We start from the raw sequence: 26,145 nt of genomic DNA, 5'->3' as shown, positions 1-26,145 counted from the left end.
CGCCACTCGACCATCGGCTATCTAAGCCCTATGACATTCGAGGAGCGAGCAATGAAAGCTTAAGTTGCCGTCCACAAAACCGGCAGCAGGCCAAAATCAACTTACACTACTGCGAGGCAACTGCAACGAGACGAGCGGCAAATCTATGCACTTATCCAGGAATTGGCTTACAAGAGATGCGAGCGCTCGCGTCTGAATAGGTTGGTGAGCCCTCTAAATATGTGTCTCTGGAAATCGAGCGCCAATTCTTGGTCAGATTCATCATTAGAAGTCATCTGTATGCCGAGGAAGCATACGGCGGCACGCCAAATTGGACGTGCCGCCGTTACCATTAGAGTGCGGCAAACTGATTAACGCAACGCAACGCCGCTATACTCACAGCCTTAACTTCGCTCTGGAATGTGTTGGAAACGTGATGGTGCAGACTTGTCTTTTGTACAGGTATGACAAGATTCCGTCAGATTCGGAGTGAACTTGCCTCAAAAAGCCTAGTCTCAACCGAATAGATGGTCATTTGTTGATGGATCATTTCACCATTACTGCACCCGCCCAGATGAACTGCTGGAAGACAACTAATCGTAAAGATGTTATATTGAATACGCACCTCGCTGTATTTGAGGAAAAGCTTTATGGACAAAAGAGCGATAATTCTGGTTCATGGTGTTGGTCCAGCAGAAACCGGTTCAACTATCAAATCACTGCTCTCCGGCGATAAGAACAGACAAGAAGAGTGCAGTCTAAGCACATTTCAACTCGGCCAGCACTCCTACACGCGGGGGGAACTCGCGGACGGCCTCACGTTGTTCGAGTCAAATTGGTCCGAACTTCGACCACTGCAATCGTCTGGCCCGTGGATCCTGTTTGAAGCCTTGGTGCTAGTGTTCAGCATGCTTAAGGTATCGTCCCTTCGCGAATACGCGGATGATAGCGGCAGTCACACGCTGCTTGGTAAAGCTTACTTTAGGGCTTTCGTCTGGGGTCTCTTTTGGTGCATCCATCCACCAATCGTCATGATGTTTCTTGTCAGTGGAAACACGTTTGCGGCGGTCACCTGGGTTCTCTTGTTGAGCGGAGTTTCATGGTTGCTCGGGCGTTATGACAAGGCGTTTTTTTCTGGCCTACTTTGGTGCGGTGGTTTGTTTCTAGTGATTGGGCTTTATTGGTGGAAATTCCTGACCGCTGCGCAATTGGTGCAATGGGCCTCGCTAGCCTATCTCGGCGTTCAGCTGGTCACTGTGCTCATTGGTTACGTTGCGATGATTGGGGTCGTCTGGTCTACTCAGGATCGCAGCAGTCTAAGACTCCGAGTCCGGCTCGCGTTCATTTACGTCCCGTTTTTGATTGCGTCGAGTATAGGTTCTCTGGTTTGGGTTCTTGCGTTGGTCCCCGTAACGAGTGGTGGCACTGATATCGAAGGTGGTTTTTCTGTGTGGGCCGCCCTCTATGGCAAATCACTGCCGTTCGATTTGTATGCGGCGGAGCGCTTCAACGGTCTTGTTGCAATAGCTTGCGGACTTCTTCTGCTTTTGCCAGCCGTCTGGTTAATTGTGCTGACAAAGCTGAGGGACGAGGATGCGGCGGTGCGAGCACGTAGTGTCCTTGGTGATTGCCTGCTTGTCATTCCAGTCATTCTTGTATTTGCGTCGTTCGGATTTTATTGGTTGATTTTGTTTGGCACTAGCAATGACGCGAACAATGCCGAGAATATATGGAGTGCGTACGCAACTTGGTCCACCCGAGTACTTGCGGTCCTGCCCTTCCTGTTTGGTGGCCTTGCGTTTGTTCTGAAGGCTGCTGGGGATGTCCTGCTCTATCTCGCGCCTCAAACGGACTTGATTAGGACAAGAAAGGTTGCTGTCGACCGGCTTGCATCGCTTGCTTTGCACCTAAAGGCTGACGGCTACGAAGTTCTGTTGTTATGTCACAGCCAGGGAACGATCATCGGATTAGATGTCGTGTTGCAGTTTCCGGGCAAATTTGGTGTTTGGTTGTGCGGTTCACCTGCCGACGCGTTGTACTACGATTTGCTTGGACTGGAGCGAGTTGGTGCCGCGAAGGTAAAGGAGTTCAGAAACTACTATCGCTTTGACGACCCCATTGCAGGCGCGGTTAGGACACCGGTCTCTGATTGGTACGGAAACGTTGAGGCCGGTTGGGGTGGGCACACGAACTATTGGCCGATTTTCGACATAAAACAGATGCGCGCAGTCTTGGATCGTATGGCCAAAGGATCATCCAGCGACGATGTGGTTCAATGCTGAGTATCGTTCCAGAACTGACCTTTGGTATATCTTGTAGCGAGTGTTTGTTCATGAAATGTTCTCATGATGGTTCGACGCTCAACGCCCCAGAAGAAACTTGATGAATCCGCCTTTCCCATTCGCGTTCGCTTTGCTGTGCCGGACAGGGGATTTGGCCTGCGCCTAAATGATCTGCATCGATGGCTTAATGCAGAAATTGGATCTGGTCACTTTGCCGTTCATTCATCCAACGGCAGAGCAATGGACGCCATCGGGGTTTATCTGCGCAGCGTCGAATGCGCCCAAGCGGTGATGACCGCTTTTCCAGACTTTGGCCTTGCTGATGGCGTTGATTGCCGTTCATACTCATCGCCAGCGCATGACAGCGCGTTAGGTGGTGCGGATTTATTTGGTTTGTGTAACTTGTATTCTATGATGAAGGCGCAGGATGCAATCCGTGCACTGTTCGATGGTATCACCGACAACACGGGCAACTTGCCGCCGCTTTCTGAGATATATTCCAACAAGATGGCGCCCGTTGTAGCCAACACACCAAACGGCCTTCAACTGACAATGATGCGTTGGGGCATGCCGTCGCCAGCCTTCGCGCTCAAGAACCGCAACTACGACCGTGGCATCACCAACGTTCGCAACACGCAGTCACCCCATTGGCGGCGCTGGTTGGGGCCTCAGAACCGGTGTCTGGTGCCGTTCACGGCATTTGCCGAGCCGGGCAAGGACAAGAAGCCGGTGTGGTTTGAGTTGACCGGTAATCAGCCGATTGGGTTCTTTGCGGGCATCTGGACGCAATGGACGTCCGTGCGAAAGGTCAAGGATGGGGAAACCACTGACAACCTGTTTGGTTTTCTAACATGCGATCCAAATGAGGTTGTGGCGGCGGTGCACCCGAAAGCTATGCCGGTTATTCTGACGGAGCCTGATGAGTGGGAGAGGTGGTTGAATGATGCGAATGCACTCGAACTGCAACGCCCCTCGCCGAGCAGTCACCTACAGCAAATTTCTAGAAATCAATAGTTTCCGCATCAGATGCAAAACCAAGCGCCTGCACCAACGCTTACTTGCTGGCGCTGCTTTTTACCATCAGTCGCTAGCTGCGCTTAAAACAGTCTCGCGAATTGCGGTCTTTTGGTCTTGAGTAAGTTGATAGTCTTCGCCTTTAGTTCGCTTGAACAGTTTTAGCTGCCATGCCTCACGGGCGCGCACTTCGCTTTCAGTGTTGGCGCCCTGCTCCTCCCTAGCGTAATGACGCTCAATGTCCCAAAGAGCGGCGGATTTTCGAAGCGGCATAGTCTTCTCCATATGTGGTACTCGAGAATTGCCGGTTTGGGCAATCCTCACCTAACATAAGCTGCATCTTGCGTAAACAATGTCTTTTTTGAGGCAAAATGAGCGTTTCTGTTGACAAATCGATGTGAACGGCACTTTCCTGCGCACACACGTATTAAAAGAGTCTTTATGTCTAGTTCAACCATTACCGTCGGTAACATTATTTCGTCGCTATTGCCTCATGGGTCGCAGGAACCGCCACTTGTTCCGCCGGATGAATGTTCAGCACTAGAGCGCTGCAAGTTCGTACCGATGTTTCCAACAGACGTCTTTGCTGTCTCTGCGTATCTTTGCAAGGTCGGCGGTGTGGTGTCATACTTTGATCCTTCGCCCTACGCAGAAGAAACAGATAAGTGCTATTTCACTATAGGAATCGACTTCAGAAAACAAGCCGACGACGCTGCAGCAGAATGGCGGGATACTGATCGCGAAGACCTCGGGCAACCTCCGAAATTTGTGGAGGATTTGTGGGAAATTCTGATAGAAAGCTGGGACCACCTGGCAATGCCGGGGTCATATGTTATTCCGGGAAACCGCGCCCCTGATTGGTGGCGAGCAGCCTTACTACTGGCAATGATTTCAGACATGGCATGCAATCGCATACTGAGGGATCCATTGTCAGATTTCAAACCCAGTCCATTTGAAAGATGGGTGGCGAAACACTACATCACTCAAGCGATTGAAGAGAACGCTCAAGAAAAACAAAACAAAGACAATGATGCTGCCAGCGGAACGAAGGGCATTCGCCCCCCACCATCACTCTGCCAAGTAGTAGACTCAGGTATTGTTTGTGTCCTGCCCAAAGTACGGGTCGCACCTGTAGGTGCCACCCTGAGAAATATATCTAGAAATCTTTCACTCTTGCCCGGGCGAGGTGAGGTTCGCTGCTCGTGGCATATGTCTCCGGCACAACCACCAAATGAAGATACAGAGACACTAGATGTACTGCTGATACCTGAACCATCAGAAATACACGCCCGTTGCTTTGATGCAAACGGTGATGAAGAAATATCCCTTAAGGAACGGCACTATTATAAGCGGGATTGGGAGACATTTCATCTCAACCAAGACTGGATTAATACAGACGAGGGCAAAAAAGTGTTCGTTCGGAACTGTCGGGACCTTCTGGCCAACGCCAAGAAGGAGTCTGGCTGCATCAATGGCGTCGTACTTCCAGAATACGCAATATGCTTTGAACTTTTTGAAGAACTCTGCGGCGAACTAAAGAAAGAAGAAAAGCGCCTAGAATTTGTAATTGCTGGAAGTAGTGACAACTGCGAAGACGACGGTAATGGCAATACTGAACGAGGTAACCATGTACTCACTAGAGTTTGGTACACCGAGGAAGCTCATCAAACGACGAGCAGGAAGAAGCATCACCGATGGCGCATGGACCGTTCACAGGTCGAGACGTATGCATTGTCAGCGGCGCTCAATCCAAAGATTAAGAATTGGTGGGAAGACACACCGCTTGGCCGTCGCGAGGTGCATTTTCATCGCTTTAGGGAGCGCTCGGTCTTTTCCGTGTTGATTTGTGAGGAGCTTGCACGATCAGACCCATGCCATGAAATACTCAGGTCAGTTGCACCCAACTTGATCTTTGCCCTACTGCTTGATGGCCCTCAGATTAAGCAGCGCTGGCCCGCACAATATGCCGCGAATCTAGCGGATGATCCGGGCAGTTCCGTTCTTACTTTCACGTCATTTGGCCTGATTGACCGCTCGAACAAACAAGGTCACCATCCTGAGAACCATTCGATTGCGTTGTGGAAGGATGACTCCGGCAAGTTTGTTGAGATTGAAATGCCGAAGGGTGAGGGACCACGAGCAGTTTTACTGTCATTGTGGTCCGACCATGTTTCTGACCGTACGATCACAGGAAAGAATTCACGTGTCAGATCATGGCGATACAGCAGTCACTTTCCGATTTATGGAAATAAGAACAACTGAAACGCGGAATTCATCGCAATAAACAAATTTTGGCCATCTTAGGCCGAGCAATGGTGGGAAAGCAGCAACGATTTGTTTTCGTCCGTCTCGAACCTCGCACGCCGCCTGTCTTAATGCCTTGCACAGTCTTGAGCGAGTCCCGCTCTCACAACAGCGGCTCGCAAGTCAATTCGCTGACCGTCTCGACCAATGACAATGCAAATCCCAACGTCACGGTGAAAGGTCACGTTGTCACCCTGTAAGCAGACGACACGTTCAGATGACTCCACCAACCGCCGGATACCCCATCTTGCATGGTCATCAGCAAAACCCAGATGGATCAGCATTCAAGTGATTTGATGTGCGGTCGTTTCCTGCCAAGTCGCCTTTGGTTTTGGCCGACAGCGAAGGCCAAAAGAACTAAGGCCAACCGGTCGGCGGTCCACCGCAGCTATTGCCAAATCGCCTCGTTTTTCCAGTTCAGAGGGAAGCCTGCTGAGGAAAGAGAATATCGAGGGGAGTAGGGAAATGTGTCGATGTGTGCAACAAACCTGTCCTTCCAAGATGTTCTTGGATTAGCAATGCTCAACATATGTCTGGCTACACATGCAATCGAATATAGTCGCTTGCCGGCATCCGGTAGAGCCTGGATATGCTGTAGCCCGTCAGGAATGCTAGGCGACATCAATGCGGGTTGGTTTACTAGCGGCTTATTCCACAACCTCGAATGATGGGCGCAAACATTTCTAGTAAAGGCAAGAGACCTGACCCAAGACTTCAAAGTGTCTGGCTTAATGCCACCGTAGCCGCTACCAATTGCTGCAATGTGAGAATTTCTCATTCCACTTATCAGGTGGGAGAGAGGACCGAAATCCAACAACTCCACGGCGATCCATATCGGCATTTGATCATCTGGATACTTGGTCCTGAAGTGCTCCGCAAACTTATCCTTGGAGTCTGACGCCTTCTTGTCTAGGCGATCCAGCCACGCATCATGCTTGGTCAGTCCGCCAGGTCCAACAACGTCCTGAAAAGCAGGCCCGAGACAACCGATTAGCCGATGTGATCTAGAGTTATACCTTCCTAGACACAATGCGACCTCAGTCCGCAATGACACCTCTAGTCTTTCAAGGGCATCAAGCATGATTAGACGCAATCGTCCGTCAAAGGTGTAGAGGTCTGTTGCCTCCTTAAATGTCGTACCAGGCACAAAACTGTCCAAGACATTGCCAGTATTGGGCAGCGGACCCGCATAGGGTGCCAGTAGGCGCTTAAGCGATAATAGCCTATTCTCTGCAGATACTCACTAGCTTTGCCAATGTCGTGAATTTGCATCCCCCTGCTTTGGAGCAAAGCAACTTGGTCTTCGATAGGGAGATACGGCTTACTGTACATAAAAAAGGCCAACCCTTGTGCCGAAGCAACAGAGGGGAAGGCCATATTGCTTACCTATATGGAGTCAAAGGCTGCACGATGCAATAGGCGCTCGCGAACTGTGACTTAGTGTTACATTTAGGACTCTAATCAAATTGACTCCAATTAGTCCATACGATTGCCTAGTCGCTCCAAAAAGGACACAAACTGATCGAATGTCCCCCATATGTCCCCTACAACAAGGTCGATAAACCTTGCCAAGCTCTCAAGCCGTCATGTTATTGAAATTTAATGATAAAATGGTGAGCCGTGATGGGTTCGAACCATCGACCTACTGATTAAAAGTCAGTTGCTCTACCAACTGAGCTAACGGCCCACTTGAGGGGCTACTTAGAAAGCCGTTGCGTTCCGGTCAACCCCCAAATGCCCTGATCTCTGGATAAGTCCCAAGGCTTTGTCTATATGCCCGCTATGGTCACTTATGACGCGACATATCTGCCCTTCATGAAGATGCATGGGCTAGGCAATGACTTTGTTGTTGTGGACGAACGGGGAATCGCTCCGCGCGTCGACGCGGCTGTTGCTCTTGCGATGGCGGACCGCCATCGTGGTGTGGGCTTTGACCAGCTGGCTGTATTGTCGGACACTGACCACGCCGATGTTCATCTGACATTCTGGAACAGCGATGGGTCGCAATCAGCCGCCTGCGGCAACGCCACCCGTTGCATCGCAAAATACCTGATGGAGAACGGCGGCAAGGACAGTTTGCTGATAGCCACCGCACGCGGCATTCTGGAGGCGCGCAGCACCGAGAACGGGCAAACTTCCGTCAATATGGGCCAGCCGCAGCTGGCTTGGGATGCGGTGCCGCTGGCGCGCGCGATGGATACTCTCGAATTGCCGATAGACGGCGCGCCAACGGCCACTGGCATGGGTAATCCGCACTGCACCTTTTTCGTTCCCGATTCCGAGGCGGTTGATCTGCGGGCTAGAGGGGCCGCGATGGAACATCATCCGCTGTTTCCCCAGCGCACCAATGTGCAGTTCGCCAGCCTGATTGCCCCGGATCATCTGCGCATGCGGGTGTGGGAGCGGGGTGTAGGTGTCACACTTGCCTCTGGCTCTTCTTCCTGTGCGACGGCTGTCGCTGCGGCCCGGCGTGGCCTGACCGGGCGGGATGTGACGATCACGCTGGATGGTGGTGATTTGCAGATCAGTTGGCGCGATGATGGTGTCTGGATGACCGGCCCCACTGCCCATGTATTTGACGGCCAATGGCGGCTCTGATGGATCGTAAGGCCCCTCTTTTTTCCAACCATGGCTGCCGGTTGAATGCCTATGAAACAGAGGCGATGAAGGAACTCGCCACTGCCTCCGGTGTTGAGAATGCGGTGATCGTGAACACCTGCGCTGTGACTGCAGAGGCCGTCCGCAAGGCCCGCCAAGATATCCGCAAGCTGCGCCGCGACAATCCGCAGGCCAAGCTGATTGTCACCGGTTGCGCGGCCCAGACAGAACCAGACACTTTTGCCAGAATGGCCGAGGTCGATTTTGTTTTAGGCAATACCGAAAAGTTGGACCCGGCCACTTGGCGGGGTATGGCCCCTGATCTGATCGGCCAGACCGAACCGGTGCAGGTGGATGACATCATGTCGGTCACCGAAACGGCTGGACACCTGATTGACGGGTTCGGCACGCGCAGCCGCGCTTATGTGCAGGTCCAGAACGGCTGCGATCATCGCTGCACGTTTTGTATCATTCCGTATGGGCGGGGCAATTCCCGGTCTGTCCCTGCGGGGGTTGTCGTGGACCAGATCAAGCGATTGGTCGATCGTGGATACAATGAGGTTGTGCTGACTGGTGTCGACTTGACAAGTTGGGGGGCTGATCTGCCCGCCGCGCCCAAGCTGGGTGACCTGGTGATGCGGATCTTGCGCCTGGTGCCGGATTTGTTGCGCCTGCGCATTAGCTCTATCGACAGTATCGAGGTTGACGACAACCTGATGCAGGCGATTGCGACCGAACCCCGGCTGATGCCGCATTTGCACCTGTCGCTGCAGCATGGGGATGACCTGATCCTGAAGCGGATGAAGCGTCGCCATTTGCGCGATGACGCGATCCGGTTTTGCGAGGATGCGCGCAGGCTGCGCCCTGATATGACCTTTGGCGCAGACATCATCGCGGGTTTCCCGACCGAGACGGATGAGATGTTCGCGAATTCGCTGGCATTGGTCGATGATTGTCATCTGACATGGCTTCACGTCTTTCCTTATTCGCCCCGACCTGGCACGCCAGCGGCCCGAATGCCGCAAGTAAATGGCAAGACAATCAAGGCGCGCGCCGCCGCGCTGCGAGGTGCCGGTGATGCCCGGGTCACCACGCATCTGAAAGCTCAGATTGGCAAGGTTCATGAGGTTTTGATGGAAAGCCCCCAGATGGGACGGACGGCACAATTTGCCGAAGTAAGCTTTGCCAGTGATCAACCGGAAAGTCAGATTGTGCGCGCGACGATCACCGGGGTTGTGGGCCAACAGTTGACGGCCTGAGCATGACGAAGTTTCCGATCCTGTGGTCGTTCCGGCGTTGCCCCTATGCCATGCGGGCGCGCCTTGCCATCCGATCCAGTGGGATTCAGGTGGCCCTTCGGGAAATCCTGCTGCGGGACAAACCAGCCCGGTTTCTTGCAACATCGCCAAAGGCGACAGTGCCGGTGCTGGATACAGGCCAGGAGGTTCTGGAAGAAAGCCGCGATATCATGATCTGGGCCTTGTCCCGCAGTGATCCTGACGGCTGGCTGGACATGCCGCCCGAGGGTCACACCCTGATTGATATGTGCGACGGCCCTTTCAAAACGGCATTGGATCACACCAAGTATGCGGTCCGCTTTCCTGACCTTGATGAAGCGGAGGAACGGGAAAAGGCGATGATCTTCCTTCGGACGCTGAATGATCGTCTGAGCGATACGCGCTTTTTGATGGGCCCGCGTCGCACACTTGCCGACATGGCGATCCTTCCGTTTGTGCGGCAGTTTGCGAATACGGATCGTGTCTGGTTTGACGGCTGCGGGCTTGGCCCTCTGACGGCCTGGCTCGACGATTTTCTGGAATCGGACGCTTTTGCTGCCATCATGCGCAAATACCCGCCTTGGCAAGAGGGACAGGATAGGGTCTTGTTTCCGGTGTAGCCCACGGAAGGAACTGACCAATGCAATTGCTGATCTCGCCCGCTTCCCCGTTTGTGCGCAAGGTGCGCGTTCTGATCCGCGAGGCTGATCTGCTATCGCAAGTAGAAGAGGTCGATGTATCGACAACACCAATGGCCAGCGACACAAAGGTTATCGCGGCCAACCCTTTGGGCAAGATACCGGCATTGATCCGTGATGACGGTCCTGCGATCTATGACAGCCGGGTGATCACCCGGTTTCTCGATGATCGTGCTGGCGCCGGGCTTTATCCGCAAAGCGGTCTCTGGGAAATCCTGACGCTTGAGGCGACCGCGGATGCGATCATGGATGCCGCGGTCAGCATGGCCTACGAGGTCAGGTTGCGGCCCGACGCGCAGCAATCGCCTGACTGGATAGAGGCACAATGGGGCAAGGTCGAACGCGGTGTGGCGGCGGTGAACAACCGCTGGATGAGCCATTTGTCCGGCAAGCTGAATATCGGCCAGATTGGGATGGCTTGCGCGCTATCATATCTCGATCTGCGCCATGATGCGCGCGGCTGGCGATCTGACAATACCGCGCTGGCAGACTGGCACGCAGAATTCAGCACGCGCGATAGCATGGTTGCCACCAGCGCTTAGATAAGAGCGGTGCGTCACATGTATTGCGTAGTGGATCTGCCTGGGCCCCGATCAGTCACGCCACCATCATTCGTAGTACTCCGACGACCAGTCTGACGCCCGTGGGGCAGCACCCAAACCTAGCGCCAGCATAAGGGCCGTTGCAATCAGCTGGTGACTTGCAAGCTTGGGTATTTTGAACAGTATGGATACCGAAAGAAAGGAATGCAGCCATGGCCGACGTTTTTACACATCCATGGCTCGGCGGCCTTTTTGGCGATGCTGCGACCAGCGCGGCGCTGGCGGCGGCGCAGCAATTGCAGAACATGTTGCGGGTTGAACGGGCCTATACTGCCGCTTTGCATGCCACTGGTCAGATCTCGGCAGAGGCCGCCGCGGCGGTGGATGGGCTGCTTGCCAATCCGGATCTGGATATGGATATGCTGCGTCAGGGGGCCCGGCGGGACGGTATGGTGGTTCCAGCATTGGTCCGCCAACTCAAGGCGCAACTGCCAGAGCAATTCCATGATGCGCTTCATACCGGGCTGACGTCGCAGGACGTGATCGACACCGCATTTGCGCTGAGTATCAAGGCGATCGTCGAGGATTTTCTGGGCAGGTTGCACCGATTGGTCAGTGATCTGCAGCAAATCGGTCAAACCCACGGTGACCGCATGTTGATGGGGCGCACCCGGATGCAGGCCGCTCAGCCCGTCAGTGTCGCCGATAGGCTGGATATCTGGCGCATGCCGCTCGCGGCCCATGTGGATCGTTTGACAACGTCACGCCGACCGATCGAAATCCTGTCCATAGGTGGACCTGTCGGCACGCGCGACAGCGATGACGTTGCCCGGCATATGGCTGCCGCGTTGCAGCTGGAGCTACCGGGAAAGGCCCCCCATGCCATGCGCGCTCACGTGGCCGATTTCGCGAATGTCCTTTCACTGATCACCGGATCGCTTGGCAAGATGGGGCAGGATATCGCTTTGATGGCGCAGCAGGGTATTGATGATATTCAGTTGTCCTCCGGTGGCCAATCATCGGCGATGGCACATAAGAACAACCCTATTCACGCCGAACTTTTGATAACCTTGGCACGCTTCAACGCAACGCAACTATCCGGGATGCATCAGGCGATGGTGCATGAACAGGAACGGTCCGGCGCGGCGTGGACCCTGGAATGGATGCTTCTGCCACAGATGCTGCAGGCCACCGGGGCCGCGCTGAACAGCGCTGACGCCCTGTTGGGCAGTATTGAGCGTTTGGGCCATGCATCTGACGGAAATTAACCTTTCTAAGGCAAAGTTAACGAATATTTCACCAATCTGGATTGGGCTATGCCCATAACCAGAATAGGGATTTCGTTTTGCGCCTTTTATCACTCATCCTTGCCATGGCCCTGTTGGGCGGGTGCGGCGCGGTATATCAAAGCCCGCAGGTGACCGCCGGGTCGCAGGTCGAGGTTGTCGATATCACGGAAGAGGCCGTCGCCAGAGCCAACAGTTCGATCTATCAGCCCCACGCCCTGCCATCCGTTTTCGATGTCACAGCAGGTACAGGGGCAGCCCCCCGCGGCAGTGGGCCAGCGCCAGAGGGCGCCTTGCCACTTCCCGCAGCAATGCCTAGTTTCCCCACCCGCATTCCGGAAGACGTGGACCCGGGTCCTTACCTGATCGGCGTCAGCGACGTTCTGCAACTGACCATGCCCGCGGCAGGGTCGGCCAATGACGACATGTCAGGTCGTTTTGCTGCTCAAAGCGCCGGCCAGGGCTATGCGGTGCAGGATGACGGGGCGATCAACATTCCCACTGTCGGGCGTGTTCAATTGGCTGGCATGACCCTGCAACAGGCCGAGGCGCTGCTGTTCCAGCGCTTTGCGGAAAGTCAGGTTGACCCTGTCTTCGGGCTTGAGATTTCTGCGTTCAACGCGCGAAAGGTGTCTGTTGGTGGCGCTGTGGCCGAACCGACTGTCATCCCCGTTACCCTTACGCCGCTTTACCTCAACGAAGCCGTCGCGCGGGCGGGGGGCATGGCCCTGTCCGGCCAGCAGGACGGGGTGATGCGGCTATACCGGGATGGCACGCTCTATCAGATCCCGTTGGACCAATATCGCGCCCGGGCTGACCTGCAACGGTTGCGACTGAAGGATGGTGACAGCCTTCATATCGATGCGGACACCGACTTGACCCGGGCGCAAGCCTATTTCGAACAGCAGATTGCATTGGCACAACTTCGGGCAGAGGCCCGCGAGACCGCCCTGCTCGAACTTTCGACAGAGGTTGCCTTGCGCCGCAACGAACTGAACGAGGCGCGAGAAACATTTCGCACCCGCGCCGATCTTGGGGCCATAGCACGCGATTACGTCTATCTGATGGGAGAGGTCGCAACGCAATCCCGCTATCCGCTCCCGTTTGAACAGCAGGCCAGCCTTGCCGATGCGTTGGTTGGTGCAGGCGAAGGGGTGCCGATTATCACAGGTGACGTTTCGCAGATCTATGTGCTGCGCAGGCATGCAGGTGGCGTGACTGCGTGGCGTCTGGACGGGCGCAATGCAGCCAACTTCACGCTCGCCCCCAGGTTCGAAATGCGCCCCGATGACATCATCTTTGTCGCCGAACAGCCCATCACACGGTGGGGCCGGGTGCTGAGCCAGCTGACTTCGGGGTCTGCAAATACCAGCTTCACGCGGTCACTTGACTGATTAGCGCAGCGTCACTTGCGCGCGGGCCGACTGCCCATCGGCATCAATCACGGTCAGTGATGAAAAACCGACACCGGGGGCGTCGATATCAACCTGAGTGCGGTGCGTGCGCGCTACCGGTTGTCCGTTCGCCAGCCAGACATAGGGTGCGCGGCCATCGCGCACTTTCAGTGTCAAAAGCCCGCCTTCCAGCACCGCGCCATTCGGCGGAAAGGCGATGCGGGGTGCATTGGTTGCCACCTCTGCCGCCCCGAACTGCTGCAAATGCCGGGGCAACTGCGCGGTCGGCAGCAACAGCGTTTCGTGCGGTGGCGGGCTGATCGGGTCGATCTGCGGTTTCAGGCGGGCAAAGGCCGCAAACATGACCGGCGCAGCGAGATCACCACCAAAGGCACCGGGAACCGGTGTGCCGTCGGGGCGGCCCATCCAGACACCAACCACATGCCGCCCGTCAAAGCCGATGGCCCAGGCATCGCGATGGCCATAGGACGTGCCGGTTTTGAAGGCGATCCCCGTCCCCTGCACATTCGGTGGACGTGGCGCATCCAGCAGGATATCGGCGATCTGCCAGGCGGCGGACCGGTTCATCACCGTATGCGGCACGAAGCCCGGCGTTGCCTCGTCATGCCAGCGCAGATCCACCGCCGCACCCGCGTTCCCAATGGCTGCATAAAGACGAACGAGATCCTCCAACGTCAGGCCAATGCCGCCAAGTGCCACCGCCAGCCCCGGCGCACCGCCCGGCACGTGTGGTTCCGCCCCGGCCCGGCGCAATCCGGCCAGCAGATGATGCGGCCCCAACTCTTGCGTGACGGCAACCGCGGGGATGTTCAGCGAATGCTGCAGGGCGGTGCGCACCCGCAACTCACCACGATACAGCCCGTCGAAATTCTGTGGTGCATAGCCGTCGAAGTCCGTTGGGCGGTCGCTGATCATGGTTTCTGGGTGGATGAGGCCGCGATCAAACCCCAGACCATAGATCAGCGGTTTTAATGTCGACCCGGGCGAGCGGACGGCTTGTGTCAAATCAATAAACCCACCGCCAGTATCGGCGCTATAGGCGGCAGAGCCCACACTTGCCAAAATATGCCCGGTCTGATGATCAGCGGCGATCATGGCGATCTGGACCCCATCAGACCGGCCTGCCACCGCATCACGTGCCAACCGTTCCAGTGTGCCTTGCAAAGGCAGGCTCAACGTCAGGTCATGCTGATGGCGTTCCGGCTGTGCTGTCGTCACCCGATCCGCCAGGTGTGGTGCAAAGGCCGGGAGAAGGTGCCGGGTCGGCCGCACAGGATCGCGCATTGCGGCTGTTACCGTGACATCATCCAGGACCCCGTTGTCTTGCAGCCTTTGCAAAACCTTGTCTCTCGCCGCCGTCGCCGCCTCTGGCGCCCGGTCCGGCCGGCGCGTTTCGGGTGATTGTGGCAGCGCGACCAGCAGCGCCGCCTGCGCTGGCGTCAATCTGCGCGGTGGTCTGTCAAAATACGCGTAAGATGCGGCGCGCACCCCTTCGATATTGCCACCGAACGGGGCGCGGTTCAGATACAGCGCAAGTATCTCGTCCTTGCTCAGGTGGCGTTCGAGTGCCAGCGCGACCCTGATCTGGCGCAGTTTGCCGGCCCACCGACCTGTACTGCCATCCTCCAGAAGGCGGGCAACCTGCATGGTCAGGGTCGATCCGCCCGACACCACCTCGCCATGCCAAACGGCCTGACCAGCGGCGCGGATCATGGCTCGCAGATCAACCCCATTATGCCGGCCATACCGCTTGTCTTCGTAGCGGATGAGCATGCGCAGATAGGCGGGGTCAACGTCACTGACAGTGACGGGTAAACGCCAGCGCCCATCGGCGACCGTATAGGCACGCAGCAGATGCCCGTCGCGGTCACGCAACTCGGTACCGACAGCCACCTGCAACGGCGGCAGAACGGTTGCGTCAACCCATCTGTCCACCCCGTCGCGGGCCACAGCACTGGCCCACAGGGCCAGCGCAAGGGTGAAAACCCAGCGTGTCACTGGGAAATCGTAACCTGACCAGTATCGGTGCGCGCCCGCATCTGTGGGCGGTACATGTCCTCAACCGAGGCGGCGGGATGATGGAATTGCCCGGGTGACACCGCCCGCACGATATAGGCCAGTTGAAACGCCTTGTTTGATCGCCAGTCGACGGCGGCCAAGAAGCGATCCGTCCGGAACTCCGCATTTTCCGCGCGCGTTAGCTCCAGCCCTTCCAGGACGGGAACCTCACCACCCGACAGCAGGTTCGGGTTGTCGATCTCGAACCCGGCGGGCAGTGGATCATCGACCATCAGCCGCGCCTCCTGCCTGCCAAAGGGCCGGACGCTCAGCACCGCAACCAGACGTGTGCCGACAGGAACATTGCCCAGACTGACCTGCTCGCCTTCAAGGGTGAAATAAGTCCGGCCGATCGCATACCCATTGCCGCCCGCCGGTTCGGGTTGGTCAGGCACACCAAACGTCGTCACCGTAATTTCGGTCGGGCGGTCGCCGGTATTGGTGATCGCCACCGGGGCGGCGTTTGCTTGCGCATCGCGCAGTTGCACCACAGGTCCATCAGGGGCCAGCCCATCAATCGTCAGACCGGTCTCGCGCAGATCATCGACCAGCGCATTGGCGGCAAGAAGTGTCCATGCAGCCTCTTGCGTTGATGCACGGGCCGCGTTGTTGCCGATCCGCGTCAGCAGAATGTCGCGGTCAATCGCGTCGCTGCCCGCCTCAACGGCAAGTGCGAGAACGGCCGCCGTATCACGCCGATATGACCCGTAGTCAGAACGCCAGTTCAGTTGCTCTTCGCGGGCAAACCGGGCCTGCAAGCTGCGCCCGGCGCGGGCAAACATGGCATCCGCACGTGGTTGGTCACCATATTGGGCCAGCGCCGCACCAAGCTGCGCCTGCGCGAGCGGCGATGTGAAAGCCCCACCTTTCTGATCGGCATAGTAGCGCAGATCACCAACCGCAGCCTCACCTTCGCGCGCCAGAACATAAAGCGCATAGGCCAGATCATATCCACCGCTGTCGAAATCGGGATAATAGTTCACCGCATTGCGCAGATTGGCGACCGCATTGTCATAGGCCACATCCGGTACTGCGTATCCCGCTGCGCGGGCACGCGTCAGGAAATCGGTGACATAGGCATCTAGCCACAAATCGCCCGAGCTGGGGCGCCAGAGGCCAAAAGCCCCGTTGGCCGCCTGATTAGCCGTGATCTCGCCAATGGCCTGATCAATCCGCTCGGCGATCTTGTCACGGGTCGCCAGACCCATCGCCGCCGCGACACCATCGAGGTAGAGCAACGGCAGCGCGCGCGATGTGATCTGTTCCGTGCAGCCGTAAGGATAGCGATCCAGCGCGTTCAACAGGCCCGGCGCATCAAAGCGCGCCAAGGGTCCGGCGGACAGCGTGGCCTTGCCGGTGCCTGTGGCCAGCCCGTCAAACACATCATCGTCAAAGGTGAACGTGCTGCCTGCGGCCAGGGTAAAGCGGCTGATCCGACTTACCTCTGGATCGTTGACCACAACCGGGACGTTGAGCGATTTGGTCAGGCTGCGGCCGTCCGGCGTGGTCAGGACCACGTCAATCGAATGATTGCCCGGATCGAAGGCCGCAAAGGGGATTTCGAACACCTGCTTGCCGCCGTCGGCCAGCGTGAATGTTGTCGGTATCTGCGAGACCATGCCCAAACCGTTGGCGCTGACATTCAGACCCATCTCGCCTGCGGGGCCGTCGGCATGAATGATCTCCAGCAGCAGCCGGCTTTGGTCGCCGGGGGCGAGGAAACGTGGCACGCTGGCGGTCACAACCACGGGGTCGCGCACGATCACATCCTGCTCGGCCTGGCCGACACCAGTGTCGGACCACGCGATGGCCATCAGACGGATGGTGCCGTTGAATGCGGGCACGTCGAAACTGACCTGCGCCTGCCCGTTAGCATCAACCGTTACCGGGCCGGTAAAGAATGTCACCAGTTCTTCGGTCGGTGGCGGGCTTTGCATCCCGTCCTTTGACATCGCGTCGCCGCCGGACCGGATCGTGCCCATCGCCCCGTTCAGCCCGTCGATCAGGCGCCCGTAGACATCGCGCAATTCGACACCCAGCTTGCGCTGACCAAAGTAATGGTCCTGCGGGGCGGGTGACTGGAACCCAGTCAAGTTCAGAATGCCCAGATCGACGGCGGCGAGTGTGACATAAGCCGTCTCGCCTGCTTTGATCCCGTCAACCCGAACGCCGATGTCCAGCGCGCCGCGCGGCTGCATGACATAGGGTGCGGTCATGGACACGGCCAGTGCCTTTTCACCCGGGGCCACCCCGGCATAGCCCAGACCCAGCGCGCGGGCCGGGTTGCGCCCAGCGGACACATCCATCGGGCGGATCACAGACGCGCTGACATAGGCGCCGGCCCCCCATTCATCTGTTACGGGCAGGGTGATCAGGTTTTCACCTTCGGACACCGGCACTGCCTGCATGGAAATCACACGGTCGGACATGACGGTCACGACGGCGGTGCCCGCATAGCGGGGCACGATCCGGAAGGTAGCAGTATCGCCGACCACATAGTTTTCGGCGTCCAGCGAAGCCTCCAACAGATCGGGGGTGTCGTCGGCTGTCGCCGCAGCATACCAACCGGCATAGAATTGGGTCGATGCCGCACTGTAGTCTTCACCAATCGCCTCAACGACAATCTCGTGACTGCCCCAATCCAAATCGGCCCCGACACGCACAGGTGTCGCGCTAAGGGTTGCCTTGCCTGTTGCGACACGGGTGCGGGTGGTGACCGGCTCCCAATCCCAGCGGCCGCCTAACGAATACCACTGATAGCGGGTGCGGACCTTGTTGATAGTCCATTGGACCTCCATGTCGGCAGGCGACAAGTCGGGGTTCAGCGCGATCAGTTCAAACGGTGCTTCGGTGTTTTCCGCGATCACGCCATCAAAGAGCGGTTTGATCCCGATCATCACCTTGTCGGGCAGGACAGCTGCGGTCAGTTGACGCTCAACCGGCCTGCCGGACCCTTCCTTCACGCGGGCAGTGACCCGCAGTTCCAGCGGTTGTGACGCGCTGATATCGGGCAGATTTACGGCAAGATTGGCGACACCATCGGCATCGGTTTTTGCTCCGTCCAGATAGGTTTGCCGGGCGTCAAAGGCGGCATCATATTCGCCAAATCGATAACCCGGATAGCCATCCACGTTGCTGGCCCCACGCAAAAGCGCCTCACCCTCCACACTCAAATCGGCACCGATGGCACCAAACAGATAGCGGGCGTCGATCCGCAGGTTTGGCACATCGCCAAGCCGGATTTCATCCGGTAGTTCCATATCGAAATCAATGCGTTCCGGCAAAAAATCCTCGACCAAGACCGATGTGCGGGCCAGTGGGGCGGCATCGACATCGGCCAATAGCGCAATGCGCCACGTCCCGCGCGGCGCTGTGCTGGCTACCGGCAGCGCAAATACATGACCACCGGACAGATCATCGGTTGAAGTCACACGACGATATTCCACCCCGTCCGGGCGGGTCAGCACCGCCGTCAGCGGAATACCCGACAGACCGTAAGCCCCCTGATCGCGCATCAATGCGGTCACATGAATGGTGTCGCCCGCACGATAAGCCCCGCGATCCGTGGCGACAAAGACATCCATCGGCGGGCTGGGCTCACGCCCTTCGACGCCGCGGTCTGACAGATCAAAGGCAGGGTCGGTCAGCGACAGGAAAGTCATGTCGCCACCCTGTTCAACGGTAACAAGCGCCGGCGCGTTGCCGCCCGTCCCACGGGTCAGGCCATCGGGAAAACGGGCCACGCCGTCTGCATCTGTTTCGACATTGCCCAACACCGCGTTACTGCGCGAAATCAGGGTCACGGACGCCTCTGGTAATGCGTCGGCACTCCCCAACGACCTAACGGCAACGGTCAGTCCATCATTGCCCAGATATGTGGCCACACCCAGATCTGACAGCACAAACCACTGCGTTGCCGCAGAGCTGTCACGATCCGCGTCTTTGGCCGCAGCTGTCAGAACATAAAGCCCCGCAGGTTCCCCCGCCAACGCCTCGTTGAGCGGTATGCGGGTCAGGATATCGCGGTTCAACTCGCGCCCGACCTCTGCCGTGCCGGACCAGACATCGACCCCGATCTGGGTGGACACGTAGTCCTCTTCAAATTGCGAAATCGGGCTGCCCAGCAGACCCTCCTGAATGCTGCGCATGATGTTGCGGTCATCGACGCGGCGCAGCTGCAATTCGATTTCGGTCAGGTTCACGGTCTCAACCGGGACGGCGATATCGCCTAGCCGGGGCAGCACATATGCGCGGCTGACAAATCGCACGGCAGGGGAACGGTCGCGGACATAGAGGGTCAGTTCGACCGGGCGGATCAGTTCCTCACCACTCGCGGCAGGCAGACCTTCTCTCAGGACGATGCGGTGGCGGCTGCCATGCTCCACCCCTTCAACGCACAACTGGGCATCACTGACACTGACCACCAATTGCGGATCGGCGAGTTGGACAAATGGGGCATAATCGGTGCCGACCTTGATTAGGTCTTCGTTGAAGATCGCGCAGATACGGGGCGTCGCGCTGTCGCTTTCCACCCGCGTATCGGCAACGCGGAAACCATATTTGCCAATCGCATCGTCCAGCGCAATCTCGGTCTGGCGATTATAGCGGATGTCCTGCGCCAGGCGCAGGGCGGGGATCATGGTGCGTCCACGCCCCTGATCTTCCAGAACTTCGGCCATGTATACCGCCGCGGCACGCCGGGCGATGTCGTCCTTTGCCCGCAGGTATGACATGATGGTTGCTGTCAGCGCACCGGAATGTGGGCGGTTGTTCGACCCAACCCGGATGCGACCGTAGGCCAGCCAATCTGCGGCCAGGTCAGTTTCGCGGGCCTTCACAGCCGCACGACGCAACTGGAAACTGTTGCTATGTTCCGGCCAGTTCGACAGCTCCATGAACGTCGCAGCACGGATAAATTCGCGTGCGTTCAGAAACGATAGATCGGCGGCACGGGACTGGGCATTGGCTAGAACCTCAGGGTCGGTGGCATAGACCCGCCCCGATACGGCACCATCGAAGGGAATCACATCTGTGATGTCTGTCTTGGGAAAACACGCGTTCGAACGTTGGTTGAACGTAAACGCCTCGCAACGATCAGTATTCAGGCAGGCTGCCTCACAGGCGCGCAAGGTGGTGTCAAAGATGTTCGCCAGATCGGTACCAACCAGATCAATCCCCGGCTCATAAATCGTGCGGGTGTCGGGGACAGGCCCGTCTGCTGCGGCCATGTTGCCCAGAAAACCGATGAAAATCGCACAAAAAACAGAGACCAGATAGCGAGTCATGTTGAAACCTCTTCGTCAAATATGCCCAAAGGCTGGCACGGTATCGGATCGCAGACAAGTCAGGGTTTCAGTGGTCAGGATGTCAGGCTTTCATCTGATGTTCATCTAACCGTCCCGCCCAGTTCATCAAAGCAGGTGAACTTGCTTCATCAAGATGGCCCAAAAGTCAGAGCATACACAGTTTCTGACAAGGAAGATGACAATGACCTTTATGACCTCTTTCGACACAACTCTACTCGATGCCGCCAAATGGGCGTTTACAACGCGGCGGGTCAATCGTGCTGATGTTCAAAGTTTCAGCACCGATCTGGGTGCTGCCAGCGCCGGTGATCTGTTGCTTTGCCGGATCGTTGAGATCGGCCAGCACAAGAAAATTCAATTGGCTGACCGGCGCAACTCAACCGGTTACCCAGGCGATCTGGTGGTTCTGTGTCTGGCGGACCGCTATGCACCAGACCAGTTTCAGGCCCGGGCCAAGATCGGCAGCGATTTCATTCACCTTGCCGCCAGCGGTGGTGTGGCCGGCACAGTTGAGGCGGCGCATGCCCGCATGGATGAACCAACCCTGCTGAAACCCCTTGCATTGCTGATCAATGGTGATGGCAAGATCATAAATGTCGGTGACTACGCGCTGGACACCCGACCGCGCAATGAAACGGCCACCGTCATTGGTGTCTTTGGTGCATCGATGAATTCCGGCAAGACCACGGCGGCATCCAGCCTCGCTCATGGCTTGAAATCCGCAGGTTACAAGGTGGCAGGCGTCAAGGCGACCGGTACCGGTGCATTCGGTGACTTCAACTCCTTTGAGGATGCTGGCGTGCCGGTGTCGGACTTCACCGATGTGGGGATGGCGACGACCTATCGCCAACCGATGGAACGCATCGAGGAAGGGTTTCATACATTGGTGGCCGCGGCTGCAGAACAAGGGGCCGAGGTTATCGTGGTCGAAATCGCCGACGGTGTGTTTCAGCAGGAAACGCGGGCGGTCCTGCGGGGAAAGGCGATCCGGGACCGGCTTGATGGGATATTATTTGCGGCCCCCGATGCGCTCAGCGCATTAGGGTCGGTCGTGGTGCTGGATCGTCATGGGCTCAGCCCCTTTGCGATCTCGGGTATGGTCAGTTGCTCTCCGCTTGCGGCGGCCGAGGCCGAGGATGTCACCGGCCTGCCCATCCTGTCCCGCGAAGACCTGTGGGACCCTGCCGTGATTGCCGAACATCTGGAACCCCTGATGCGGAACAGACAGATGCAAGAGGTCGCATGACAAGACTTCCCAGACTGATGACAAAGGACCGCATCGGCGATGCGGTCCTTATTCCCGTATTCAGCATTCTGCAGGCGGTCGCGATGGGGTTGGGTGCCTTTGCCACCCGCGACGCATTCGCTGCACTGCATGCCGGGCATCCGCCTGATCTGCGCGTATTGATCCAGCTTTTGGGTGCGGGTCTGGCGGTTGCCCTGTTTGGGTGGTGCATCAAACAGCGGGCCGAGGCGCTGGGCCAAAGCTATGCCAACGATCTGCGGATCACCATCTACCGGCATATTGCCGGAATGGACCTTACGGCAGTCGAACAGCGCCGGGTCGGTGCGCTGTCGCTGCGCTTTGTTGGCGATCTGAGTGCGGCGCGCAACTGGTTTGGTCGCGGCCTGCCGTTGGCGATTTCCGCCATGTTTGTGTTGCCCAGCGCAGGAGCGGTGCTTTGGCTTCTTAATCCGCACCTTGCTTTGGCTGCGTTCCTGCCTCTGGCGATAATGGCGGGTCTGACCATCGCCATTGCTGTCGGACTGGAAGCGCGACATCGGAACCTCCGCAGTAAACGGGCCGCAATATCAATCTCCATGATCGAACGGATTGCCGTAGCACCAATGCTTGATCTGTTGGGGCGAACCGACAAGGAAATCGAAACACTTACAGAGAATGGGCAGCGGTTGCGCCACAACAGCCTAAGCCGTGCCGGACTGCGCAATGGGCTGTCGGGTATGATCGAAGCGGGTGCTGCCATCGCTGGCATGTGCGTGCTGATCACGGCAGGCATGATTGGTGCGATGACCGGGTCAGTGGCAGCCGCATTGGCGATGATCGCCATTCTCGTCGCACCCTTGCGGGAACTTGCGCTGGTCTGGGACCGGTATTGCGCCTGGCGGGTGGCAGGTGAAAAAGCGCAGAACCTGTTGCGTCAGGACAGTGCTAACCGCGAGGTGTCCGGTCATGGGCGGGCTGTGGCCATCTCGATTGACGGGGCGGTGACGTTATCAGCTGCGGCTGCGACGCGAATAACGCTCTGCCCTCATCAGATGCCGAAAGACGCAAATATTCTGCGCATCATGGCCGGTCTTGACCGGAACAGCGATTTCAAGGTCCGGTTTCAAGCCGAAGGGCACGCCGTTACACCGCGCTGCGCGTATATCGGTAATCAACCGGCTATCCTGCAGGGCAGTCTGCGACGGGCGCTGACCCTTGGTCTGCATCCCCGGCCTAAGGACCGCCGCATCCACCGGGTTCTGGCCGATTTTGATCTGCAGCATCTTGCAGATGGACCCAAAGGGCTGGACCGGCGCGTCGCCGAGGCGGGGCGCGATCTGTCAGCACCTGAACAAGTCCGCCTTGAGCTGGCGCGGGCTGCGCTTGCCCGGGCTGAGGTTGTCCTGATCGAGGGCAGCCGCGCCGTTTTGGAGCCCCAAACAGAAAGATATCTGGATATCATGCAGCAAGGGACCACATGCACCATCGTCCTGCAGCCCATGGCAGGCCTGCACCGGCTTGATAGCGGCTGCGTGATGGGACACGCTTCCCCTACATTTTGAAGCGCAAAGATTCCTTAAGGAGACGACCGTGCGCCTGACGACACTTTTTGTATTTTATGCGGGTATCTTTATTATTTTGATCACTGGTCTGACCGCCGTGACACTCAGCAACCTCAAGCAAAGCCAACGGTGGGACGAACGAACCGCACTGGCGTATGCGTCGCTTGAAGAACATCTGTTGCTTCAATCCAAGGTGTTTCAGTTACTCAAGCAGCATGGGGATGCGCTGATTATCGGTGACCTTGACGGTGGGGCACTGGAAGCGGAGTTGAATGAAAAGATCAAAGGCTCAATCTCGCGGATCAGAACCATCATCGCCAGTGAAATCGAACTTGTGGGTGAAGAAGAATATGAAGAACTGGAGCTTCTTGCCCAGATCGAAAGCAAGATTGCCGAAGTGGACAGGGTGCTGGCTCGCCTGACCCCCGAGGACGCAGATGCAGCCGATGGGGATGCTCTGGTGGATCTGCTGGACCAGACAATAGATATCGAACTGGCCACGCTCATTCAGGCGGCGGTCGAAGAGGAACGGGAAGAAGTGAGAGAGACCCGCGCGGCCGCGATTGCCTTTCGCAATGAAATGACAATCGTCACGTGGGCCACCATCGCCGCAGCAGTTGTCGCATTGATCGGCGCACTCTGGTCCTACGCAAGATTGCTGCACCTACCCTTCCGTAACCTGATCGGCGCCGTAAAGACCTATGGCACCGGCGATTTCGCCAAAGACGTGCCCAAACTCGGCGGGCAGGAATTGCGTGAAATGTCCAGCGTGCTCAGCAATATGGCCGCTCTCTTGCGTCAGCGTGAACTGGACCAGAGGCAGCAGAACGAACTGCTGGAACGCAAGGTCGCCGAGCGGACACATGAGCTGGAGAATCTTTTGCACCAGATCGAAATGTCTGAGGCAAACCGGCGTAGGATGATGGCCGACATCAGCCACGAATTGCGAACGCCGCTGACGATCATCCGGGGCGAGGCGGACGTCGCGCTGCGCGGTACGCTGCAAGATCCGGATGCGGTGTCAGATACGCTGGCACGCATACGCGATTCCGCACGCCACACTTCGCAGATCGTCGATGACATGCTGCTGGTCGCCCGTCACGAAGCAGGTGAATTGCGCCTTGATCCTAAGGATATCGATATCCGCCAAGTCATCACTGATGCGCAGGATATGTTCGAAGCTCCGATCAAGGTCATGATCGAGGCCAAGAATACCCGGGCGCGCGTGGACCGGTTGCGCATGCGTCAATGTCTGCTGTCCGTGCTGCACAACGCCTTGCGATATGGTGGCCCCGACATCGTGATTGCTGTGCGCGACAACAGTGAATCGCTCGAAATTGCAGTGTCCGATAACGGTCCGGGGATGAGCGATGAAGACAAGGCGCAGGCCTTTGAACGTTTTTATCGCGGTACGAATGCATCCCGAACACCGACCGAAGGTACCGGACTGGGTTTGCCGATCGTTCGCGCGATCATGGAGGCACATGGCGGCACAGCATCGCTTGTTGATGCCGATGGCGGCGGCCTGTGCGTCGTGCTGTCCTTGTCGCGCAAAAAATCACTGTCGCTGGTTGACCTAAAACAGACTGGTTAGGGTTCTGAAGTCAGTCATTGTCTGGCGTCGTCGCGCTAGCTCGGCTTTTTTGTTCGGCCCGGTTCCGACCATTGATACCAATTCGTCTTCTGATGGCGGCTGACGACAACGGATCATGGTACCTCTGACTTTGACAAGATCGAGGGGCGGCAAAGCGCCGATCTTCGTCATAAACAAAGGTTTATTCCCGCTGAGTGCACCCAAAGTTGATTTACGTGAGACACCAAAACCTGATTTACGAAGCTCAACGAAAGTATGTTGTTTGATGAGAGTCGCGAAAGATTTTGAAGATGCACGGCAAACTGGTTGGGGGTGACATGAATATTCTGTTGATCGAAGACGAGACACGTGTCGCAGATTTCTTGCGCCGCGGCCTCTCCGGCGAAGGTTGGAATGTGCAGCATGCGCCTGACGGGGAAACCGGCATTGAGATGCTGTCGCAGGACAAGTTCGATGTCGTGCTGCTGGATCTTATGTTGCCAGGCATCAGCGGGCAGGATGTCTGCCGCAAACTGCGGGCGCGTCAGATCAAGACCCCTATCCTGATGCTTAGCGCGCTGGACGCAACCGAAGAGCGTGTCGAAGGGCTTCGGATCGGGGCCGACGACTACCTGCCGAAACCGTTCGACTTTGACGAGCTGGTGGCACGTATCGAAAGTCTGCACCGGCGGGCAAATGGCTATGCCCAATCTGCCAAGGAAACGACATTGCAGTTCGGCGACATCATTTTTGACCGGTTGTCTTATCGGGTCGAGGTGAGCGGCGAACAGGTCGAACTGTCGGCCAAGGAACGCGATATTCTGGTCCTGTTCCTGTCGAACCCCGGGCGGGTGCTGACACGCGAACGGATCTTGAACGCGGTCTGGGGCATGAATTCTGACCCTCTGACAAATGTTGTTGACGTCTATATCGGACGGCTGCGCCGCAAGTTGAGACAATGCGGCGATGTGATCACGACCTTGCGCAACGTGGGCTATCGCATCGGCTAGAAAATACCCGGCCACT

17 protein-coding genes and 1 tRNA gene are annotated in these 26,145 nt (G+C 57.2%); 13 read left to right on the top strand and 5 right to left on the bottom strand.

Annotation, left to right across the window (positions count from 1 at the left end):
* The first annotated feature begins 629 nt into the window (after nt 1–629).
* The gene (locus ACFWW4_RS13680; RefSeq protein ID WP_411891363.1) at nt 630–2,261 is read left to right on the top strand and encodes a hypothetical protein; all 1,632 of its coding nucleotides are present in this window, start codon (nt 630–632) and stop codon (nt 2,259–2,261) included.
* A 63-nt stretch (nt 2,262–2,324) separates the two neighbouring features.
* Nucleotides 2,325–3,275, top strand: coding sequence for an SOS response-associated peptidase (locus tag ACFWW4_RS13675; RefSeq protein WP_411891362.1), 951 nt, complete (start codon nt 2,325–2,327; stop codon nt 3,273–3,275).
* 66 nt (nt 3,276–3,341) lie between these two features.
* Here the strand turns inward: ACFWW4_RS13675 and ACFWW4_RS13670 are convergent, their stop codons facing one another.
* Entirely contained in the window at nt 3,342–3,548 is a 207-nt protein-coding gene (locus ACFWW4_RS13670) for a hypothetical protein (protein ID WP_411891361.1), read from the bottom strand.
* A gap of 168 nt (nt 3,549–3,716) precedes the next feature.
* Here ACFWW4_RS13670 and ACFWW4_RS13665 point away from each other — a divergent pair, with 168 nt between their 5' ends.
* Nucleotides 3,717–5,537, top strand: coding sequence for a hypothetical protein (locus ACFWW4_RS13665; RefSeq protein WP_411891360.1), 1,821 nt, complete (start codon nt 3,717–3,719; stop codon nt 5,535–5,537).
* 430 nt (nt 5,538–5,967) lie between these two features.
* Here ACFWW4_RS13665 and ACFWW4_RS13660 read toward each other — a convergent pair whose 3' ends face one another.
* The gene (locus tag ACFWW4_RS13660) at nt 5,968–6,780 is read right to left on the bottom strand and encodes an Abi family protein (protein ID WP_411891374.1); all 813 of its coding nucleotides are present in this window, start codon (nt 6,778–6,780) and stop codon (nt 5,968–5,970) included.
* 410 nt (nt 6,781–7,190) lie between these two features.
* Nucleotides 7,191–7,266: transfer RNA gene (locus ACFWW4_RS13655), tRNA-Lys, on the bottom strand.
* Nucleotides 7,267–7,361: 95 nt separating this feature from the next.
* On the opposite strand from ACFWW4_RS13655, the gene dapF reads away from it, so the two are divergent.
* The 6 genes from dapF (at nt 7,362) to ACFWW4_RS13625 (ending at nt 13,374) form a co-directional block, all read left to right on the top strand.
* Complete coding sequence (dapF, locus tag ACFWW4_RS13650) at nt 7,362–8,177, top strand: diaminopimelate epimerase (RefSeq protein WP_411891373.1); 816 nt, start codon at nt 7,362–7,364, stop codon at nt 8,175–8,177.
* Nucleotides 8,165–9,436 (top strand): tRNA (N(6)-L-threonylcarbamoyladenosine(37)-C(2))-methylthiotransferase MtaB, encoded by a 1,272-nt coding sequence (gene mtaB / locus ACFWW4_RS13645; protein ID WP_411891359.1) that lies wholly within the window; start codon nt 8,165–8,167, stop codon nt 9,434–9,436. The genes dapF and mtaB overlap by 13 nt, the downstream gene beginning before the upstream one ends.
* A 2-nt stretch (nt 9,437–9,438) precedes the next feature.
* Nucleotides 9,439–10,074: a glutathione S-transferase gene (locus ACFWW4_RS13640; protein ID WP_411891358.1), complete on the top strand. Its 636-nt coding sequence runs from the start codon at nt 9,439–9,441 to the stop codon at nt 10,072–10,074.
* Between the two features lie 20 nt (nt 10,075–10,094).
* On the top strand, nt 10,095–10,694 hold the full coding sequence (locus ACFWW4_RS13635; protein ID WP_411891357.1) for a glutathione S-transferase: 600 nt from the start codon (nt 10,095–10,097) through the stop codon (nt 10,692–10,694).
* A 212-nt stretch (nt 10,695–10,906) separates the two neighbouring features.
* A complete protein-coding gene (locus ACFWW4_RS13630; protein WP_411891356.1) occupies nt 10,907–11,962 on the top strand; it encodes a 3-carboxy-cis,cis-muconate cycloisomerase in 1,056 nt (351 codons plus the stop codon).
* A 77-nt stretch (nt 11,963–12,039) separates the two neighbouring features.
* A complete protein-coding gene (locus ACFWW4_RS13625; RefSeq protein WP_411891355.1) occupies nt 12,040–13,374 on the top strand; it encodes a polysaccharide biosynthesis/export family protein in 1,335 nt (444 codons plus the stop codon).
* On the opposite strand, the gene pbpC is transcribed toward ACFWW4_RS13625, so the two are convergent.
* Nucleotides 13,375–15,393, bottom strand: coding sequence for a penicillin-binding protein 1C (gene pbpC, locus ACFWW4_RS13620; protein ID WP_411891354.1), 2,019 nt, complete (start codon nt 15,391–15,393; stop codon nt 13,375–13,377).
* On the bottom strand, nt 15,390–20,738 hold the full coding sequence (locus tag ACFWW4_RS13615; RefSeq protein WP_411891353.1) for an alpha-2-macroglobulin family protein: 5,349 nt from the start codon (nt 20,736–20,738) through the stop codon (nt 15,390–15,392). The genes pbpC and ACFWW4_RS13615 overlap by 4 nt, the downstream gene beginning before the upstream one ends.
* Before the next feature lie 202 nt (nt 20,739–20,940).
* Here ACFWW4_RS13615 and ACFWW4_RS13610 point away from each other — a divergent pair, with 202 nt between their 5' ends.
* The 4 genes from ACFWW4_RS13610 to ACFWW4_RS13595 all read left to right on the top strand — a co-directional run bounded on the left by ACFWW4_RS13610 (nt 20,941) and on the right by ACFWW4_RS13595 (nt 26,129).
* Nucleotides 20,941–22,005 carry a hypothetical protein gene (locus ACFWW4_RS13610; protein ID WP_411891352.1) on the top strand — a complete coding sequence of 355 codons (1,065 nt, stop codon included), beginning with the start codon at nt 20,941–20,943 and terminating at the stop codon, nt 22,003–22,005.
* Nucleotides 22,002–23,546 (top strand): ABC transporter transmembrane domain-containing protein, encoded by a 1,545-nt coding sequence (locus ACFWW4_RS13605; protein WP_411891351.1) that lies wholly within the window; start codon nt 22,002–22,004, stop codon nt 23,544–23,546. Before ACFWW4_RS13610 ends, ACFWW4_RS13605 begins: the two co-directional genes overlap by 4 nt.
* Before the next feature lie 28 nt (nt 23,547–23,574).
* A complete protein-coding gene (locus ACFWW4_RS13600; protein WP_411891350.1) occupies nt 23,575–25,140 on the top strand; it encodes a sensor histidine kinase in 1,566 nt (521 codons plus the stop codon).
* A gap of 290 nt (nt 25,141–25,430) precedes the next feature.
* Nucleotides 25,431–26,129 (top strand): response regulator transcription factor, encoded by a 699-nt coding sequence (locus ACFWW4_RS13595; protein ID WP_411891349.1) that lies wholly within the window; start codon nt 25,431–25,433, stop codon nt 26,127–26,129.
* The last annotated feature ends 16 nt before the right edge of the window (nt 26,130–26,145 follow it).

This window comes from Yoonia sp. SDW83-1, assembly GCF_046762885.1.
Classification (GTDB): Bacteria; Pseudomonadota; Alphaproteobacteria; order Rhodobacterales; family Rhodobacteraceae; genus Yoonia.
The sequence above is the reverse complement of the archived record's forward strand: the minus strand, read 5'-3'. Positions and strand labels throughout refer to the sequence as shown.

Bases quoted from the DNA above. Each gene is read 5' to 3' on its own strand.
- ACFWW4_RS13640 (WP_411891358.1), top strand. From the start codon at position 9,439: ATGACGAAGTTTCCGATCCTGTGGTCGTTCCGGCGTTGCCCCTATGCC.
- ACFWW4_RS13635 (WP_411891357.1), top strand. From the start codon at position 10,095: ATGCAATTGCTGATCTCGCCCGCTTCCCCGTTTGTGCGCAAGGTGCGC.
- ACFWW4_RS13630 (WP_411891356.1), top strand. From the start codon at position 10,907: ATGGCCGACGTTTTTACACATCCATGGCTCGGCGGCCTTTTTGGCGAT.
- dapF (WP_411891373.1), top strand. From the start codon at position 7,362: ATGGTCACTTATGACGCGACATATCTGCCCTTCATGAAGATGCATGGG.
- ACFWW4_RS13675 (WP_411891362.1), top strand. From the start codon at position 2,325: ATGATGGTTCGACGCTCAACGCCCCAGAAGAAACTTGATGAATCCGCC.
- ACFWW4_RS13595 (WP_411891349.1), top strand. From the start codon at position 25,431: ATGCACGGCAAACTGGTTGGGGGTGACATGAATATTCTGTTGATCGAA.
- ACFWW4_RS13680 (WP_411891363.1), top strand. From the start codon at position 630: ATGGACAAAAGAGCGATAATTCTGGTTCATGGTGTTGGTCCAGCAGAA.
- ACFWW4_RS13615 (WP_411891353.1), bottom strand. From the start codon at position 20,738: ATGACTCGCTATCTGGTCTCTGTTTTTTGTGCGATTTTCATCGGTTTT.
- ACFWW4_RS13665 (WP_411891360.1), top strand. From the start codon at position 3,717: ATGTCTAGTTCAACCATTACCGTCGGTAACATTATTTCGTCGCTATTG.
- ACFWW4_RS13605 (WP_411891351.1), top strand. From the start codon at position 22,002: ATGACAAGACTTCCCAGACTGATGACAAAGGACCGCATCGGCGATGCG.
- mtaB (WP_411891359.1), top strand. From the start codon at position 8,165: ATGGCGGCTCTGATGGATCGTAAGGCCCCTCTTTTTTCCAACCATGGC.
- ACFWW4_RS13610 (WP_411891352.1), top strand. From the start codon at position 20,941: ATGACCTTTATGACCTCTTTCGACACAACTCTACTCGATGCCGCCAAA.
- ACFWW4_RS13670 (WP_411891361.1), bottom strand. From the start codon at position 3,548: ATGCCGCTTCGAAAATCCGCCGCTCTTTGGGACATTGAGCGTCATTAC.